We start from the raw sequence: 17,260 nt of genomic DNA on the forward strand, positions 1-17,260 counted from the left end.
ATCAGAGTGATAGGTTATCTTTGTAACATCATACATATTTAATTTTTATTTTGGCTTTTTCAAACAAAGTTAAGGAGAGCGTTCTTATGACAACATTAAAAGAATTAATGTCTGTACAACAATTTTCAGATTTAATATTGTTAAATGACGAAGGTGATTTAGAGAGAGAGGTAGAAATGGTCGATATTACCGAAACACCTGATATCAAAGATTTTACAGCACAACAGTCATTTATCGTAACAACTGGTATGAATTATCAACACGATCAATCTGGATTAATTGACCTTATTCGAGAATTAAATGATATACAAGTTGCTGGCTTAGGTATCAAGTTATCTCGATTTTTAAAAAAATTAGATGATGAAGTCATAGAATTCGCAAATGAATTGAAATTCCCGATTATCGGAATTCCTGATAGTTGGAATCTAGGATCGATTACTCATCACATATCGTCATATATCTTAGATGAAGAAACTGAAAAATTATATTTTGCATTAGATATCCAGCAAGAATTAAATACGATGCTTATTAGGGGTTTAAGTTTGGAAATGATGATTGAACGTATGAGTAGACTCCTCAGAGTGCCTGTGATGCTATTAAATCCTTTCCATCAAATTAAATCGATGAGCCATCACTTCCACGAACACCCAGAACATGTTCAAAAAAATCTTAGTTATTTCAAAAGGTGTTTAGATTCCAAACAGATTACACCAAATAATAGAGCATCTTTCCAAGAAGAACATATTATATTCGAGGTTCCAGCATTCAAATATTTCCCATATTATCTTATGATTTCAAATGTCAATACGCTCAGTTATCCATTTAGTTTGCTAACAATAGAACAAGCCGTAAATACACTCAGTCTCGCAATTTATAAAAATAGTAAAATCAAGGAATCAGAACAACAAGATGTGAGCCAATTTTTCGAATCCCTCATGTCTGAACATCCTGATAACCTCATTTCAATAAAGCAGCACCCTGAATTTTTAAAAAAGCATCATATTCAACTCTCAAATTTCTATCAAGTGATAATTTGTGCGATTGACAAAGAGCAGGATGTAGAAAATAATATCTATTTGCATGAGCGGTATCAAATGACTTTTGAATGGCTAACGCATAAGTTGATTGATATTGATCCCACTATCAGTATATATACGTCTCCAGGTAATCATCGATTTACGATACTTTTACAAACGAGACATCAATATTATTTAGACTACTGCAAATATCTTAATAAAGAGTATCAAAAAATTTTTAATAATTCATTATCATTCGGGATTGGTAATGAAGTCTCTGAATTTTCACAGTTACCACTATCTTATTTCGAAGCAAATGAAGCATTTGATAATAAGTATGAAAATAGTGAAGTTGGATTTATAGAACTCTATAAATCCAAAAGTGTAGAAGAATTATTACAGCTCATTCCAGCTAATAAATTAAAACCGTTCATCACGTATACATTAGGTCCATTAGCCTATCCGAAAACGACGAAGGAAAAAGAACTTAAACATACTTTAAAAATTTATTTGGCAAACCATTGTGACCTCACAAAGACGTCAGAAGATATCTTTATTCATCGTAACACTGTTAAATATCGTATTAAAAAATGCGAAGAAATTTTAGGTCAGTCTGTTGAAGCCTCTGAAGCATCATTGGATATTAGATTAGCATTATTTGCATCAGAAAAAATTACGTTTTAAAAAATCCCGCTAAAAAGCAGTTTTGAATGCTTTTTAGCGGGATTCTTTTTTAGTGCGTAAAAATGGAAATATACTGTATTATCCACCACAGTTAAAAATGAATAAAATGTGCCCAATTAAAAAAATTAAATATATCATAAAAGTAAACCATCAGTGGAAGATGTAGAAAATCTCCACTGATGGAAGTATTGCTTTATTCTTGAGTTAAAGGAGTTAGGGGCTGTTTTTTTTCTCTTAACATAACTACAAGGAAAAATAAAATCGCTGCGACTGCAAGAAGTATAGCTGCAATATAAAATGCTAATACCTTCGAGCCAGTGATATCACCAATATAACCAGTAAGAGTTGGCGCAACAACTGATGAACTCATGCCAAAGAAGTTAAAGAAACCTAATGCTTTAGCAACCCGATCTGATGCTACTGAATCAGATACATACGTGATTAAAACTGGATCAATTGCAAGTTTACCAAATAAGCCATATAAGATTAGCGCAACATAAAGCACTGCAGGGTTAGGTGAAAACACTGTTAAACCAATTGTGACAGCTGCACCAATTAGCAAGAGTAAAATTAAGCGCAGACGCATATGTGAATTTTTGTCAATATATTTAGAAAATATCAAAGCACCAGGTACTGCTGAGATTGCAACTAATGCAGCTACATATCCTACTGAACCTTGTTCAAATCCTTTTTCTGCGACAAGGAATGACGGTAACCATGTAACAATCATGTAATAACCATAACATGTTGCAAAATATACAAAATATACAACTAACTTATTTAGTGAAAATAAATTTGTGCCTTGAGAATCTTCGTCAAGTGTTGTTTTCTTACCTTCAGATGCTTCTTCTGTAGCTGATTTTTTGTCTTGTTTAATGATCAAAACAAATACAAATGTTACTGCTATTATTAAGATAGCTGTCATAAAAAGCATATAATTCCATTTGATTTCAAGACTACCTACTAACACTGATGAGCCAATTAGACCAATTACCATACCTAATGCAGAACCACTATTTATGATAGCATTAGAAAAACTTTTTTTATCTTTTGGCATATGTTTAGCTGATAAGGAGAAAGCTGCACCATAGTATGAACCAGTCGAAATACCTGCAAATAAGGCACCAATGTACACTTGAGTGATTGTCGAACTTGTTCCAATTATAAATGCTGCTATTGCAAAAATGATAAACGCTGGGATTAATACTCGTTTTTGACCGAATTTATCTACGAGTATCCCTGATGGAATTTGCATACCTGTATAGGCAAAGAAATAAATAGAAGCAACAAGTCCTACTTGTGTATCGCTAATATTCCCCAGCGATTCTTGAATTTGTGGATATATTGGCGTAAGTAATGTACGATAAATCCAAATGACTACCCAACCTAAAAACAGTGCAATAATTATTTTTTTGTAATAATTCGGGTCGTTTTTAACTGTTTGTCCCATAATATGACACTCCCATTTTTCGTTTTTGTACTTATGTATTGCTTAATTTAATTTTAGGTTATGAGTAAGTAAATAACATTGTTCACTTTTAACAAAAACAGAACCAGCATTGCACATTTTATACAAAAACTAATACTTAAAATTTATGAAAGTATGACTTTTGGTATGCTCGCTTGCCGATTTCTTCGTAGTACTTTTGTATTTTGTAAACTCTCTGCATAGCAAGGGAGGTCCAAACAAAAAATAAGCCCGACTACCCTTAAGGTTATCGGACTGATCTCAATCTACAGTGCAACACATCAACTTAAATTCCATTTATCTGAGGTGTGACAATCCTTAGTAAATACACGAAAGATTCCTCCTTGGTAGATATTGCATCTACAAGGAGGAATCTTTCTTTTTTACTATGAAAACTAGTTAATCAACAGACGTGATATTTAACTTAATTATGTTTATGCGGAATAAAGCCGATTGGTGTCGGACCCGCAATTCCTAACATAACGAAATCTCTACCAGAATTATTAGTCATTCCGTGCTTTTCACCAGCACGTGCAACAACAACATCACCAGCTTTAATTTGAACCATTTCACCACATTCTGGATAAAAATCTGCTGTTCCTTCAATAACAATCCAAATATCATCAGCTTTCTCGTGCGAGTGAATTGGCAAATTTTGCCCCGGGCGCATACACCATACAGCTCCTACAGTATTAGGTGTTTCATAGAAAATATGTTTTGTCGCTTCCTCTTCTCTAAACTCTTGAATATTTGGCCAATGGAAAATACGGTTTTTTAAATCTTTTCTTGCTATTTTTTTTAATGTCATTGTATTTTCTCCTTGCTTCGAATTTCCAACTAAATTATACCCACATTGTTCAGTTATTCGCATATCGTTAAATATGTGTGAGATTTGTAGGAAAATCTCAAAATATTATCTTTTAATAATGTTTTGGGGTCTACCCTCTAGGAATGCAATGGTATTATCGAATGCAATTCTAGCACGCAATTCCATTGCCTCATCAGTAAGGAAACCAACGTGTGGTGTTAAAATAGCGTTTTTTGCATGTAAAAGTTTGTAGTCTCCAGGAATAGGCGGTTCCATATCAAATACGTCGATACCGGCTCCTGCAATTCGCCCTTCATTTAATGCATCCGCCAATGCATCATTATCAACAATCGGGCCTCGTGCACAGTTGATTAAGATGGCTGTTTCCTTCATTAATTGTAACTTTTCTTTAGAAATTAATCCTTTCGTGCTTGGTAGTAATGGAATATGTAATGACACAATATCAGATTGTGCCAATAACTCATCTAATTCCATATATTCGATACCTAAATCTTTAGCTTCTGGATTTCTGCTGGATTGGTCTGAAGCGATTAAGTTTGCACCAAATGCTTTAAACAAACGAGCGGTCATTAAACCAATTTTACCTGTACCAATCAAACCAACTGTTTTCCCTTTAATTTCACTACCTTGGAATGCCCCGGGGAAGTTATCGGCACGAGTTTCCTTATCACCCTTAGTAATGCGACGATACACATCTAATACTAAACCAATTGTTAATTCCGCAACTGCTTGATTCGCATATCCAGCTGCATTACATAGATTAATATCTTGGTTTCTAGCTTGAGTGATACCAACATGATCAACACCTGTAAAGGCAACATTGATTAATTTTAACTTGTCATTTTGATCAATCACTTCTGTAGGATAAGGATTATTAGCAATCATAATAACATCTGCACCTTCACTACGTCTTGCTAATTCTGCCCAATCAGTCGTTTTCTCATTGTAATAAACAAATTCATGACCGTTCTGTTTGATTGGTTCCGCTAATTTTTCAATGATCGAATCTGAAACATTTAATGGTTCTAATAATTTAACTAACATTCAATCCATTCCTTCCTATTATGTTCTAATACGTCTGTTGATTAAGTAGTTACCATAGTTAAAAGAGAGAATCATCCTTCATCAAAACTGTTATTTCACCCAGGAAGAGGTGGATGAAATTTCAGTTTATTTTTTTGTATACTTTGCACAAATAATGTGGCATTTTCATTTATAGCCACTCCCATTTTTTCGTATTTTCTTATGTTATTGCTTAATTTGATTGTAGAATAGGCGCAAATAAATAACATTGTTCACTTTCAACAAAAATAGAAACTATATTACATATTTTTGACAAAAGATAATACTTAATATTTTATGAAATAATTTCGATACGGGCAAAAATGATATGGTATCTTTAGTTTTGATTTTAGTAGACATAATAAAATTATAGGATAATAAAGGTTGGATAATGAGTTACTATTGGAGGCTTAGAATCGTTTAATATAGGTTTCTTTGTATTTTATTTTTTGACCTATTAGCTATATTTGTTTCAGCAAGCTTGGAGTGTAAGTCGAAGTGCAGCTGCTATCCATCATCTTTAGGTACTCATAGGTATATTGTTAAAACAACAATCAAGGGTATGTTGATAGAGGAAAATACATTGATTTAAGCTCTTCCCACTCTTACTACAATACAGATTTTGCTTCGAAACAAAGATTAAATGTTCGGGGATACAATGACGGATATGCGTATATAAAGGCAGAAAAAGGTGCTTCAGGAGAAGGAATTTCACTCCTTTCTTTTAAATTACAAACGTATTAATGTAATATAAAATCAAAGAAACTAATCTTTTTTATTAGAAATTAGTCTTTTGATTTTTACAAGATAGGAGGAAGTATGGAGGATTTTAATACAATTCTATTTCTTTGGAGACTTTCATTTTTCATTTCGGGTGTCACGTTAATTATAGGTATTGTTAAAAGGTCTTGGCTTTTTATGCTGATAAGCACGATTACTTTTTTGCCTATAGCTTATTATTTTTCAGGTGCAGTAAATGCTTTTAAATATATCGGACTGACACCAGTTGTTCTGCTACTATTAGCAATAAAATTCGGGTTTTTAAAAAGAAAAAAACAAATATAGGTACTCGAACACCTCTACGTTGATTTGATAAGATTTGACCCCTTTTATATTTTCATCCATAAAAAATAACTCAGAAGTCATTCCAACCTCTGAGTTATTTTCTATTATTTAGTTAATGCCTTCATATCTGCCACAATCGTCTCAACTGGTACATCTGTGGTACCGTTATAATCCTTCACAACCATACCATCAGCATCCACTAAGTAATAACTTGCCATATGTGTGACTTGGTCAGAATTTGGATCATTCCTTACTAATGAATTAAACGATTTCTTTGCAAACTGTTCAATATACTTTTGATCATAGCCAGTTAATAGCTGCCATTTGCTTGCATCGGGCACAGAATACGTTTTTAAATAATTCGTTAAAACTTCTGGCTTATCCACCTGAGGATCAACACTAAAAGCTACAATTTGATAATCTTCCACGCCTTTATCTTGAAGTGCCTTTTGCACCTCTGTCATGTTATACGTCATTGGCGGACAAATGGAATTACAGTTAGTAAAGATGAACATCGCTAACCATGGTTTGCCTTTAAAGTCTTTAAGGCTAACCTGTTCATTTTTTTGGTTTGTAACCGAAAAATCTTGTACTTCTATGTTCATTTCTGGTTCAAATTTATAACTTCCGCAAGCAGTAAGTATGCTACTTAATGTTAGTATCAAAACGAGCATGACACTGTTCTTTTTCATTTATTTGCTCACTTCCCTTCAATTTACCATCGTTGTTTATTGTATAAATTATAGTTACTTAATACAAGATATGAGCTTATCCTTTCATTTTTTTATGTCAATTCAATGTATATTGTACGATTTTGGTATATTAATATCCTGTATTTTCTAGACAATTCACACTTTTTTAAAAATTTATTAAAGCTGTTTTTTTACTATTTTGGTTATTTCCCAAGACATCATTTATTTGTTATATAACAAAGTTTTTTTGCCTTTCTGGCTCCTCCATCATATGATGACACACAATAATAAATCCACCAAAATTCTCTTTCATGTTCGAATTTTCTCCTACAGTCAATATTATCATCAGGAAAACTATTTAAGAAATATTATTCTAATAGATAATCCCATTCTCCTTCATACAGATTATTTCTATTAAATCCTTATTATTTCTATGTTATTTCCACATTTTGAAAGTGATTAAAAATTACAAAAACTCAAAATTTAGTATTGCATTATAAGAATATTCCCCATAAAATAAGTGAATATAACGGCGAAAGAAAAAGAAATATGTCGTTTAAAACAGAAATATAACACTTTAGGGGGAATAATAATGGCAAACATTTCTGGGAACAAAAATATAGATTCAGTTGACTATAGTGCAATTGAAGCTATGGAATCGTTCAACAAGTTCGTGAAAAAGAAAAATACCTTCCTTTTCTCGATTACAGCAATTTTTTTAACACTTTATATTTTGCTACCAATCCTTGCTTTCCAACCTGTACTACAACAAAAAATCTTCGGAAATATTACGGGTGTTTGGGTTTATTCAGCTGGATTATTCATTATGACAATCGTTCTTTGTACAGTATATGTGAAAAAAGCTTCTTCATTTGATAAAGCTGCTGCTGCAGTGCTAGCAGAGTATCACGAGAAAGGTGGAAATTAAATGAACTTAGTATCCGTTGGTTTCTTTTTAGGAATCGTTAGTTTAACACTTGTAGTAACATATATCGCAGCGAAGCGTACGTCTTCTGCAGCTGACTTCTATACAGCTGGCGGTGGTCTTAAAGGTTGGCAAAATGGCTTTGCGATCGCTGGTGATTATTTATCTGCAGCCGCATTTCTTGGAGTGTCCGGTGCAATTGCGTTAACTGGTTTTGATGGTTTCTTCTTCTCTGTAGGCTATGTAGTAGCTAACTTAGTTCTTCTTTATGTAATTGCAGAGCCTATGCGTAACTTAGGTCGTTATACTTTAGCAGATATGCTTACTGCCCGTTTTAATGAAAAACGTATTCGCGGAGTTGCTGCGTCAGGCACAATCATCATCGTAATCCTATATATGATTGCACAATTAGTAGGTGCAGGTGCCCTTATTAAACTATTATTTGGTATTGAGTATTGGATTGCGGTTTTAATCGTAGGTGTTATGATGACTACTTATGTATTATTCGGTGGAATGACAGCTACTTCTTGGGTGCAAATTATTAAAGCTAGCCTTCTATTATTCGGGACAGGCGTATTAGCTACATTAGTATTAATGAAATTCGATTTCTCTCTTATGAAAATGTTTGATACGATCGCCACGGATCATGGCGAGAAATTCCTTGTACCAGGGATGAAATATACAAGTACCATTGATTCGGTTTCGATGATGATGGCCCTTGTTTTAGGTACATCTGGATTACCGCATATTTTAATGCGCTTCTTCACTGTTAAAGATGCCAAAACTGCTCGTTCTTCTATTTCATGGACAACTTGGATTACAGCTATTTTCTTCTCATTAACTATTTTCTTAGGGTTTGGCGCATTAAATTTTGTAGGTATCGATAAAATTCTTGCTGAAAGTAAAGCTGGTAACACGGCAGCCCCACTTCTTGCTAATTATTTGGGCGGTGATGTGTTAATGGCATTTATCGGTGCAGTAGCATTCGCAACCATTTTAGCAGTTGTATCAGGCTTAGTTTTAACAGGAGCTTCTGCCATTTCTCATGATATTTATGGTGAAATTATTAAAGGTGGTAAATTAACAGAAAAGCAACAAGTTGTAGCAGCTCGTACTGGCTCGATTTCTATTGCCATTGTATCGATTATCCTTGCATTATTTGCACAAAACTTAAATGTATCGTTCTTAGTATCCTTCGCATTTTGTATCGGTGCTTCAGCAAACTTGCCAGTTATTCTTTACACAATTTACTGGAAGAAATTCAATTCAACAGGCGCTATAACAGCGATGTTAACTGGGTTAGTATCATGTTTAGTTTTAGGTGCAATGGGGCCAAATGTATGGAGTCCTGTTGAAGGTGCGGCAATCTTTGTTGGCAATCCTATCGTACCTTTAGCTGTTCCAGCGGTCATTACAATTCCACTTGGCTTTATCACAGGTTATTTAGGCACTGTTCTATCTTCTAACAAAGTATCACAGGAAGAAGCAGATCGTATTTATAAGGAAATTCGCGTTAAAGCAAACACGGGTGTTTCTGTTTCTGATATCTCTCATTGATCGCCCCTGACAATCCAAATAATTGAAAAAACATCTATCAATTATCCTATTTATCTTAATAAAATTATCATGTTAAAAAACTCGATTTTTATCGGGTTTTTTAACTTTTTATTTCAAAATATTTACCAATTTACTTATCGAACAATACTATTCTCTTTCAAAAAAAACTGATTTTCACTGAGTAAATAGTGTTTATTTTTTATAAAAAACCATTTCTTTTTAGAAATTTTATCCATATTTTTCGCCTAGAAATCTAGAATTGACCTAACTCTACTCATTTATCAGAATTTTCTAAAATTCTTTTATTTCTAGGCTTTGTCATGTATATTCTCTCCTAAGACTATTTTTCTAAAAATTATTTTTTCATAATTTTTCTGAAATGTATTGCAATTTTGTGAACTGTCTCATAAAATGAAGATGTGAATTCACTAAACTAGCAAAATCAAGTCTTTAAGCAGTAAAAATAAACACAAAATGGGGAATGTTAATGGGGAACAATCAAGCAAACAAGGGCGTCGTGATAGACTATGATGCAATTGCAAATCAAGAATCATTTAAAGCGCTTGTGCGAAGAAAGAATTCATTTCTTTGGTCAATGACTGCGATCTTCTTAGCAGCTTACATGTTGCTACCAATTCTTACTTCGTTCACGAAAGTACTACATCAAAAGGCAATTGGGGAAATTACTTGGGTGTGGGTATATGCAGCAGGGCTATTCATCATGACTTGGAGTTTTTGTCACTTATATGTAGCAAAAGCAAATAGATTTGATAAAGAGGCAAAGGCGATTATCGCTGAATACGAGAACGGAGGTGGCCGCCGATGAATAACGGGGGGATGAGTTATACAGCCATATTCTTCTTCGTAGCCATTGTTGGTTTAACATTAGTTATTACATGGTGGGCATCTAAACGAACTTCTTCTGCAAGTGATTTCTATACTGCAGGCGGTGGGTTAACAGGCTGGCAAAATGGACTAGCCATCGCTGGTGACTACTTATCAGCAGCATCTTTCTTAGGGATCGCCGGAGCAGTTGCATTATTTGGATTTGATGGATTCTTCTTTTCTATCGGTTATTTAGTAGCTTACTTAGTGGTTCTATACATCGTGGCTGAGCCATTACGTAATCTTGGTAAATTTACATTAGCTGACATGATCACAGCGCGCTTTGATAGCTCTAAAGTTCGTGGTACAGCAGCTTTAAGCACTATTACAATTGTATTATTCTACATGATTGCACAACTAGTTGGTGCAGGAGCACTTATTCAATTACTTTTAGGAATCGACTATTGGGTTGCCGTACTAATCGTAGGTTTTATGATGACGACTTACGTACTATTCGGTGGTATGACTGCAACATCTTGGGTACAAATTATTAAAGCTTGTCTTTTAATGTTAGGTACAGTTATTATTTCATTCTTAGTATTAAAAGAGTTTGGCTTTAGTATTGCAACGATGTTCAAAGAAATGGAAACTGCAACTGATAGCGGTGCTGCTTATTTGAATCCAGGTCTTAAATATCAAAATGGTGTTGATACTATTTCAATGTTAATCGCTTTAGTATTAGGTACAGCTGGTCTTCCACATATCCTAATGCGCTTCTTTACAGTAAAAGATGCGAAAACTGCTCGTTCCTCAGTTATTTGGGCTACTTGGATTGTAGGTATTTTCTACGTTCTTACAATCTTCTTAGGCTTCGGTGCAGCTAAATTCGTTGGTAAAGAAGATATTATTGCTGCAAACGCTGCTGGTAACATGGCTGCTCCACTTCTTGCGGAAGCACTTGGTGGGGACATTCTATTCTCATTCGTATGTGCGGTAGCTTTCGCAACAATCTTAGCGGTAGTAGCTGGTCTTGTGCTTTCTGGCGCATCTGCCCTATCACATGATATTTACGGTCAAATCATTAAAAAGGGTAAAGTTACAGAGAAAGAGCAAGTACTTGCAGCTCGTATTGGTTCCATCACAATCGCTATTATTTCAATCCTTTTAGCACTTGGTGCACAAACATTAAACGTAGCGTTTTTAGTATCACTTGCATTCTGTATTGCAGGTTCAGCTAACTTACCAGTAATCATTTATACAATCTACTGGAAACGCTTTAATACGGCTGGTGCTATTACAGCAATGTTGACAGGTTTAATCTCTGCTTTAATTCTTGTTGCAGTTTCACCAAACCTTTGGAATCCAGTTGAAGGAAAAGCAATTTTCGTTGGGAATCCGTTAATTTCGTTAACGAACCCAGCAATAATTTCTGTACCACTTGGCTTCCTTGGAGGTTTCATCGGAACATTACTTTCTAAAGAAACAAATGATAAGAAATATCGTGAAGTGGATGTTAAAGCAAATACAGGTATTTCTGTTCAGGACGTATCTCACTAATAATAGGATAACCGCCTCGTAAGTTCATACTTACGAGGTTTTACTTTTTCTTCCGTATTCGGTACGATATTTACAAATGACTATTGGGGGTAAGATAACTTGACTCAATCAAAAGCAAAAAAGAAGCGCATGCATATAAAGCGCACTAAAGGGAAGGATGTTGAAAAAAATCGTCAATCCTCCCCTTTCAGTACACATGAGCGTGTAACGAAAACTAAAAATGAAAGCATTGAACAAAATTTTACAAAGCATAGAAAACACAACCACACTGAGGATGATTAGTGGTTGTGTTTTGCTTGTAATGAAACATCTTGATGTTTAAAAGTAATTAATTTTGGAATAAAGTACAATGGATACAGTAAAAGAAAAAGATTAGGTATCCACCACATAAGATCAAAATCACGCTTTATTGTCCAAAAAGCAATCGCCTGTAATCCAGAGCAACATGTTAGTGTCAGAGATAATAAGGCCAATGCTCTCCACTTTTCATTTTTCACTCTAAATAGGTAGAGACTTATAAATCCAGTAACTGAAATTAAAATATCTAGCGGGAAAAACGACCAATTCCATATTACTAATAATTCATTTTGATAATCCTGATATAAATACTCTTCTGGAATCAAATGAAAAAAAGTGACAAGCCAATAGAGTATAAAAAAGAAATCTGTAACTAAAAATAGTAATCTTAAAGCTTTACTCATTTACAGCCTCCCATTCAGTTTTCTTCATGAACGTCACCTTTAAGAATTCCAAACATAAGAATGTCCACCATTTCGTGCATTGTATCCTGAAGTGAAATCATATTTCTGTTTTTTGATGCATGTTCCATCAATCGATAAAGTCCTCCAATATAGACTTCTATAAATATTTCTTTATTAATGGGACGTATTTTATTTGCGGCAATCCCTTCATCTAGTAACAAAAAGATGCCTGTCCATTGTTCATGAATAAATTGATCTACAGTTTCCCATTGCTTCGGGTAATATCGTTGAAGCTCCTCTAAATATTGGAGCTGAGCAAATTGAAAATCAGCTGGAATGAGTACAAGACATTTCTGTAGTTTTTCTAATAGATTTAAAGTTGAATCATGCAGTATTTCATTCTCTTTCATCTTCATTTCATCAATTGCTAGATCAATCATCTCATTTAGTAGTTCTTCTTTTGAGGGATAGTATCCATACAATGTTTTAGTACTCATACCAAGCTGCTTTGCTAGCTCCCCCATCGTAAATCGGAATCCTTTTCGTTCAGCTTCACTCATTGATACCTTTAAAATTCTATCTTTCAACATGATCACCTACCAATCGGAAAATGAAAAAACATTTTTATTTTCCATGTTTTCCATTTAATAATAGTACCTAATGAAAATAATGTCAATTGAGGTACTCCCAAGTGGAGGATTCCTAAGAACATCTTCGTAACCAAAAGTTTGAAATAGTCTATCCCCGCAGTTCATGCGGTTAGAAGTCTTATTGCTTCATTTTAGATTTTGTCCTACGTTAATATCTATATCATGATTTGTATTTTTATCAGCGATGTTTGGTGCTTTATCAGCGATGTTCGAGGTTTTATCAGCGATTTCGGCTCTTTTATCAGCGATGTTCGAGGTTTTATCAGCGATTCTGGTACTTTTATCAGCGATGTCCGCTGTTCTACCGGCGTTCAACTCTTTTATCGGAAATTGATAAAAAACACAACCGCTCTTTAAAAGAACAGCTGTGTTATCTATTATAAATGATAAAATATTGTCGTATTTCTTGTGATGATGCGCGCCGCTTCCTGTGTTGTAAGCCCCTTTAACGAAGCGATAACCTCGATGGAATGATCCATCATCCAAGGAGATGTTCGTTTATTTTTAAAAGCACCTTCGAATGGCCATGGTCCATCTGTTTCTACCATCAACAGCTCGATTGGATATTTTTTGATCAGCTGTTGAATCTCAGCCTCATACGTACAATCAGGCGTTACAGAAATGAAATACCCATTATGAATCATCCGTTCAATCACTTCCGCATCACCTTTAAACCAATGAAAATGCACTTTCGTTACATGATGTTTTTCTAGCAAATCACAAACAATAGCCGCATCCTCATAAACCGCATGTAACACAATCGGTTTATTTAATTCCTTTGCCAATACAATAAATCGTTCTAACAATGCTACATAAGGACGATCATCAATAGCCTTCTCTTGTCTCAAATAATAAGGCAATCCTACCTCGCCAATCGCCACCATTTCATGAGCGTGTTGGCGTATCCAATCGAATAAAGCTTGTTCCTCCGTATCACTAGGTAACGGTTGTTCGGGATGAAAGCCAAACGCTGCTTTTACCTTTGCATAGGCTTTCGACAGCTTCAACGTCTTCTCACACGATTGAAGATTCATGCTCACGGCAATTACATGTTCAGCTTCCTCTAGCAAAGTTGGTATGTCGTTTTCCTTATATTGATCTAAATGAATATGTGCATCAATCAACATTCGCCTCATCCTTTTCTTCTTTTAAATACGTGAATAGCTGTTGCTTCAATGCTGTAAATGTAGCGGAATGGCGAATTTCTTCTTGTCGTGGCCTTGCAAAAGGTACGATAATTTCTTTTTTAATCGTTGCAGGCCGTTTCGTGAGTACGATGATACGATCAGCTAAAAAGAGAGCTTCCTCGATACTATGTGTAACGAACAGTATAGATTTCCGATCTTTCTCCCATATCGATAAAAGCCAAGCCTGCATTTCAAGCCTTGTAAACTCATCAAGCGCAGAAAACGGCTCATCTAAACATAGAATGGGCTTATTACTGACAATTGCACGTATAAACGATACTCGCTGTTGCATACCACCCGACAGCTCATTGGGATACGCATTTTCAAACGCTGCGAGCCCCACTTTGTCTAACCATTCCTTCGCAACGTTGACATTTGGTTTTCCATGAAGCTCCTCGACCATCGTGACGTTTTCTACTATCGTACGCCATGGTAATAAGCATGGCTGCTGAGGCATATAGCCAATCGTTCCTCTTTTTTGCTGGATATCTGTATCGTTTAATAAAATGGCACCCTTATCAATAGAAGAAACACCGCCAATTAATTGAAAGAGTGTACTTTTTCCACTGCCTGACGGACCGATAATCGCCACAAATTCGCCGTCCTTCACCTCAAAAGATAAATTTCGAATAACCGGAAGAGCATCAAAGGATTTATCAATGTTTTGAATGCTTAGCATGGAGTCCTCTCCCCTTCACAACAAGTTTTTCTAATAATTGAATAGCACTAAATAATAGTAAACTTAAAAAAATGATAGCAAAAATCGCTACAAATACACGATCCGTCCGAAATGAAGATTGTGCCAATGTCATATAGACACCAATTCCCTTTTTCGCACCTAGCCATTCTGCAATGACAGCCCCCATTACGCTATACGTTGCCGCAATTTTAATGCCTGAAAAAATTGCCGGGTACGCAAATGGCCATTCAAGCTTCCAAAAGGTTTGTGCTTTCGTTGCACCAATCATCTCAAAATAATGCTTCAGCTCAGGTGAGGTTTGACGAAAGCCATCCATTGCCGAAATAACGATGGGGAAAAAGCACACAAGACAAATAATAATGAGCTTTGGCAATAAACCAAAGCCAAACCAAATGATTAATAACGGTGCTAGGACGAGCACAGGGACATTCTGCGACATAATGAGAATAGGATAAAATAGCTCCCGCACAAACGTAAAACGATGTAATAGCACGGCAACCGTTAATCCACATAATATCCCGATGGCTAGACCAAGAAGTGCTAATTGAACAGTCGCAAAAGCATGTGGCACAAACGTCTCATACGATTGCAAGCCTTCTTTTAAAATGGCACTTGGTGCGGGCAATAGCCAATGTGGCACGTCTGCAAAACGGACAATTAGTTCCCATATGAATAAGAGGAAGGCGATAAAAATTATCGTCCTTCCTTGTTTGAAAGCCTGCCTCATCACTGATATTTCTCCGTTAGTGTATCCATAGTAATACCGGATGGCTGATATAAAATTTTCACTTGTGTAATGACATTAATAGCGCCAAGCTCAATCATCTTATCATTCATTTTTTCAATGATTTGTAGTAAAGTCGATAGCTCACCCTCCATTGTCGTTTCTAATGGATGAACTTCATATTTCACCCCAGATGCGTCGATAACCATAATCGCTGCATCGACAAATGGGATCACATCTTCATATTTTTCAGTTTTCGGGATAATTTGTACACTTATTAATGAGTTTGCCATACTATTTTGTCTCCTTTTTCGGTAAAAAGTCGTTTGTAAATGCTTGTTTTGCGTTAAATTCGCCCTCTAAAACTTTGTTGCTGGCCATCCATTTCGCATAGTTTTCCCAGACAGCTAGCTTTTGCTCGCCCCATTGTGCAGCGTCGTCTTGATACTTATCTGCTAGCCATTCCTGACTTTTATGCACAAGGTTTTTATCTAAATCAGGTACCGCTTCTAGTAAAATATCAGCTGCCTCATTTGGATGTTTTATCGCATATTCATAGCCCTTTGCTGCAGCAGCGACAAATGCTTTTACCGTCTCTGGGTCATTCTTAATCATTTTTTCATTTGTTGCAAGTACAGGTGTGTAATAATCTAACTGATCACTATAATCTGTTAAATATAACATGTTCAGTTTTTCACCACGTTGTTCTGCTTCGATACCTGTCCATGCATAATAAATCCACGCAAAATCAATATCTTTTTTCATCATTGTGAAGAAATCTATATCGCCTGCATTGACAATATCTAACTTATTAATATCCGCATTTTCTGTTTGCATAAGTGATTGTAGTACTGCCTGTTCAAGTGGTGCACCCCAGCCACCATATGTTTTACCTTCAAAATCCTTCGGTGACGTAATCCCTTTTGATGCAATGGATGCAAAGCCAGAAGTATTATGTTGAATAATCGCTGCAATCGATACTAAAGGTACATCCTGCACACGTGCCTGTGTAACCCCTTCCTGATAGCTTACACCAAACTGAGCTTTACCAGATGCCACAAGCTGATCTGCACCCGCTTCGCCAGGTAATAAAATATCAACATCTAAGCCCTGTTCCTTAAAGTAGCCAAGTTTTTTCGCTACATATAAGCCTGTATGATTTGTGTTCGGTGTCCAGTCGAGAACGACCGATACTTTTGTTAATCCCTTAGCATCCTTTTTATCCTCTTTTTCGCTACAGCCCGCTAATGTTAAAAGCGCAGCCAACAGGATCAATAACCATTTTTTCATGCTGAATCCTCCCAGTAAGTAGTTTGAAAGTGTTCATGAATGAATGTGTTGACCAGAAGAAAGCGTATTCACTTTATGTCTGCACCCAAGTTTTGTGCATACAACAATTGCTTGTAACATAAAAAACGCCTAGGATTCCTCCCAGACGTTTTGTAATCAGTATCAAAAATTTAAATTTTTTGAATAGATGTTCCCTACGCTGGTACGAGCCAAATCAGGTTCAAAGGGTCAGCGTCTATCGGACACAATCTCAGCTGGCAACACCAGCCCCCCTACATTCTTTCCATATGAACTTTTCGTGATTATTATACCCATAACTATCCGGAAA

The 17,260-nt window shown here is 35.5% G+C and carries 18 protein-coding genes and 1 riboswitch; of the genes, 7 read left to right on the plus strand and 11 right to left on the minus strand.

What is annotated here, in order from left to right; all coding sequences use genetic code 11:
- The first annotated feature begins 86 nt into the window (after positions 1–86).
- Positions 87–1,700: a PucR family transcriptional regulator gene (locus ABH968_RS11330; protein WP_370044129.1), complete on the plus strand. Its 1,614-nt coding sequence runs from the start codon at positions 87–89 to the stop codon at positions 1,698–1,700.
- Between the two features lie 193 nt (positions 1,701–1,893).
- On the opposite strand, the gene ABH968_RS11335 is transcribed toward ABH968_RS11330, so the two are convergent.
- From ABH968_RS11335 to ABH968_RS11345, 3 genes are all read right to left on the minus strand, one after another.
- Positions 1,894–3,150, minus strand: coding sequence for an MFS transporter (locus ABH968_RS11335; protein ID WP_370044130.1), 1,257 nt, complete (start codon positions 3,148–3,150; stop codon positions 1,894–1,896).
- 442 nt (positions 3,151–3,592) lie between these two features.
- On the minus strand, positions 3,593–3,976 hold the full coding sequence (locus ABH968_RS11340) for a cupin domain-containing protein (protein WP_370044131.1): 384 nt from the start codon (positions 3,974–3,976) through the stop codon (positions 3,593–3,595).
- Positions 3,977–4,081: 105 nt separating this feature from the next.
- The gene (locus tag ABH968_RS11345) at positions 4,082–5,041 is read right to left on the minus strand and encodes a 2-hydroxyacid dehydrogenase (RefSeq protein ID WP_370044132.1); all 960 of its coding nucleotides are present in this window, start codon (positions 5,039–5,041) and stop codon (positions 4,082–4,084) included.
- An 837-nt stretch (positions 5,042–5,878) separates the two neighbouring features.
- Between ABH968_RS11345 and ABH968_RS11350 the strand changes: the two genes are divergently transcribed.
- Complete coding sequence (locus ABH968_RS11350) at positions 5,879–6,124, plus strand: hypothetical protein (protein ID WP_370044133.1); 246 nt, start codon at positions 5,879–5,881, stop codon at positions 6,122–6,124.
- Between the two features lie 104 nt (positions 6,125–6,228).
- On the opposite strand, the gene ABH968_RS11355 is transcribed toward ABH968_RS11350, so the two are convergent.
- Positions 6,229–6,816: an SCO family protein gene (locus tag ABH968_RS11355; protein ID WP_370044134.1), complete on the minus strand. Its 588-nt coding sequence runs from the start codon at positions 6,814–6,816 to the stop codon at positions 6,229–6,231.
- 592 nt (positions 6,817–7,408) lie between these two features.
- Here ABH968_RS11355 and ABH968_RS11360 point away from each other — a divergent pair.
- The 5 genes from ABH968_RS11360 (at position 7,409) to ABH968_RS11380 (ending at position 11,962) form a co-directional block, all read left to right on the plus strand.
- Positions 7,409–7,744, plus strand: coding sequence for a DUF485 domain-containing protein (locus tag ABH968_RS11360; protein WP_370044135.1), 336 nt, complete (start codon positions 7,409–7,411; stop codon positions 7,742–7,744).
- Positions 7,745–9,298: a solute symporter family protein gene (locus ABH968_RS11365; protein ID WP_370044136.1), complete on the plus strand. Its 1,554-nt coding sequence runs from the start codon at positions 7,745–7,747 to the stop codon at positions 9,296–9,298.
- Between the two features lie 487 nt (positions 9,299–9,785).
- Positions 9,786–10,124 carry a DUF485 domain-containing protein gene (locus ABH968_RS11370; protein WP_053485561.1) on the plus strand — a complete coding sequence of 113 codons (339 nt, stop codon included), beginning with the start codon at positions 9,786–9,788 and terminating at the stop codon, positions 10,122–10,124.
- 11 nt (positions 10,125–10,135) lie between these two features.
- Positions 10,136–11,680, plus strand: coding sequence for a solute symporter family protein (locus ABH968_RS11375; RefSeq protein ID WP_370044198.1), 1,545 nt, complete (start codon positions 10,136–10,138; stop codon positions 11,678–11,680).
- 99 nt (positions 11,681–11,779) lie between these two features.
- A complete protein-coding gene (locus tag ABH968_RS11380) occupies positions 11,780–11,962 on the plus strand; it encodes a hypothetical protein (protein ID WP_370044137.1) in 183 nt (60 codons plus the stop codon).
- Here the strand turns inward: ABH968_RS11380 and ABH968_RS11385 are convergent.
- The 7 genes from ABH968_RS11385 to ABH968_RS11415 all read right to left on the minus strand — a co-directional run bounded on the left by ABH968_RS11385 (position 11,959) and on the right by ABH968_RS11415 (position 16,932).
- Complete coding sequence (locus ABH968_RS11385) at positions 11,959–12,381, minus strand: DUF5360 family protein (protein ID WP_370044138.1); 423 nt, start codon at positions 12,379–12,381, stop codon at positions 11,959–11,961. The genes ABH968_RS11380 and ABH968_RS11385 overlap by 4 nt on opposite strands.
- Positions 12,382–12,395: 14 nt before the next feature.
- The gene (locus ABH968_RS11390; protein ID WP_370044139.1) at positions 12,396–12,971 is read right to left on the minus strand and encodes a TetR/AcrR family transcriptional regulator; all 576 of its coding nucleotides are present in this window, start codon (positions 12,969–12,971) and stop codon (positions 12,396–12,398) included.
- A gap of 437 nt (positions 12,972–13,408) precedes the next feature.
- A complete protein-coding gene (locus ABH968_RS11395; protein WP_370044140.1) occupies positions 13,409–14,158 on the minus strand; it encodes a TatD family hydrolase in 750 nt (249 codons plus the stop codon).
- Complete coding sequence (locus ABH968_RS11400) at positions 14,148–14,897, minus strand: ABC transporter ATP-binding protein (RefSeq protein ID WP_370044141.1); 750 nt, start codon at positions 14,895–14,897, stop codon at positions 14,148–14,150. The genes ABH968_RS11395 and ABH968_RS11400 overlap by 11 nt, the downstream gene beginning before the upstream one ends.
- Positions 14,875–15,645, minus strand: coding sequence for an ABC transporter permease (locus tag ABH968_RS11405; RefSeq protein ID WP_370044199.1), 771 nt, complete (start codon positions 15,643–15,645; stop codon positions 14,875–14,877). The genes ABH968_RS11400 and ABH968_RS11405 overlap by 23 nt, the downstream gene beginning before the upstream one ends.
- Positions 15,645–15,935 (minus strand): thiamine-binding protein, encoded by a 291-nt coding sequence (locus ABH968_RS11410; RefSeq protein ID WP_370044142.1) that lies wholly within the window; start codon positions 15,933–15,935, stop codon positions 15,645–15,647. Before ABH968_RS11410 ends, ABH968_RS11405 begins: the two co-directional genes overlap by 1 nt.
- A gap of 1 nt (position 15,936) precedes the next feature.
- Complete coding sequence (locus tag ABH968_RS11415; RefSeq protein ID WP_370044143.1) at positions 15,937–16,932, minus strand: ABC transporter substrate-binding protein; 996 nt, start codon at positions 16,930–16,932, stop codon at positions 15,937–15,939.
- 174 nt (positions 16,933–17,106) lie between these two features.
- Positions 17,107–17,216: riboswitch (TPP riboswitch) on the minus strand.
- Positions 17,217–17,260: the final 44 nt, after the last annotated feature.

It is taken from the genome of Lysinibacillus sp. RC79, assembly GCF_041262405.1.
Taxonomy (GTDB): Bacteria; Bacillota; Bacilli; order Bacillales_A; family Planococcaceae; genus Lysinibacillus.

Coding starts and splice junctions, on each gene's coding strand:
- ABH968_RS11390 (WP_370044139.1), bottom strand. CDS start 12,971: ATGTTGAAAGATAGAATTTTAAAGGTATCAATGAGTGAAGCTGAACGA.
- ABH968_RS11345 (WP_370044132.1), bottom strand. CDS start 5,041: ATGTTAGTTAAATTATTAGAACCATTAAATGTTTCAGATTCGATCATT.
- ABH968_RS11410 (WP_370044142.1), bottom strand. CDS start 15,935: ATGGCAAACTCATTAATAAGTGTACAAATTATCCCGAAAACTGAAAAA.
- ABH968_RS11395 (WP_370044140.1), bottom strand. CDS start 14,158: ATGTTGATTGATGCACATATTCATTTAGATCAATATAAGGAAAACGAC.
- ABH968_RS11415 (WP_370044143.1), bottom strand. CDS start 16,932: ATGAAAAAATGGTTATTGATCCTGTTGGCTGCGCTTTTAACATTAGCG.
- ABH968_RS11335 (WP_370044130.1), bottom strand. CDS start 3,150: ATGGGACAAACAGTTAAAAACGACCCGAATTATTACAAAAAAATAATT.
- ABH968_RS11330 (WP_370044129.1), top strand. CDS start 87: ATGACAACATTAAAAGAATTAATGTCTGTACAACAATTTTCAGATTTA.
- ABH968_RS11375 (WP_370044198.1), top strand. CDS start 10,136: ATGAGTTATACAGCCATATTCTTCTTCGTAGCCATTGTTGGTTTAACA.
- ABH968_RS11365 (WP_370044136.1), top strand. CDS start 7,745: ATGAACTTAGTATCCGTTGGTTTCTTTTTAGGAATCGTTAGTTTAACA.
- ABH968_RS11405 (WP_370044199.1), bottom strand. CDS start 15,645: ATGAGGCAGGCTTTCAAACAAGGAAGGACGATAATTTTTATCGCCTTC.
- ABH968_RS11355 (WP_370044134.1), bottom strand. CDS start 6,816: ATGAAAAAGAACAGTGTCATGCTCGTTTTGATACTAACATTAAGTAGC.
- ABH968_RS11370 (WP_053485561.1), top strand. CDS start 9,786: ATGGGGAACAATCAAGCAAACAAGGGCGTCGTGATAGACTATGATGCA.
- ABH968_RS11400 (WP_370044141.1), bottom strand. CDS start 14,897: ATGCTAAGCATTCAAAACATTGATAAATCCTTTGATGCTCTTCCGGTT.
- ABH968_RS11385 (WP_370044138.1), bottom strand. CDS start 12,381: ATGAGTAAAGCTTTAAGATTACTATTTTTAGTTACAGATTTCTTTTTT.
- ABH968_RS11350 (WP_370044133.1), top strand. CDS start 5,879: ATGGAGGATTTTAATACAATTCTATTTCTTTGGAGACTTTCATTTTTC.
- ABH968_RS11340 (WP_370044131.1), bottom strand. CDS start 3,976: ATGACATTAAAAAAAATAGCAAGAAAAGATTTAAAAAACCGTATTTTC.
- ABH968_RS11360 (WP_370044135.1), top strand. CDS start 7,409: ATGGCAAACATTTCTGGGAACAAAAATATAGATTCAGTTGACTATAGT.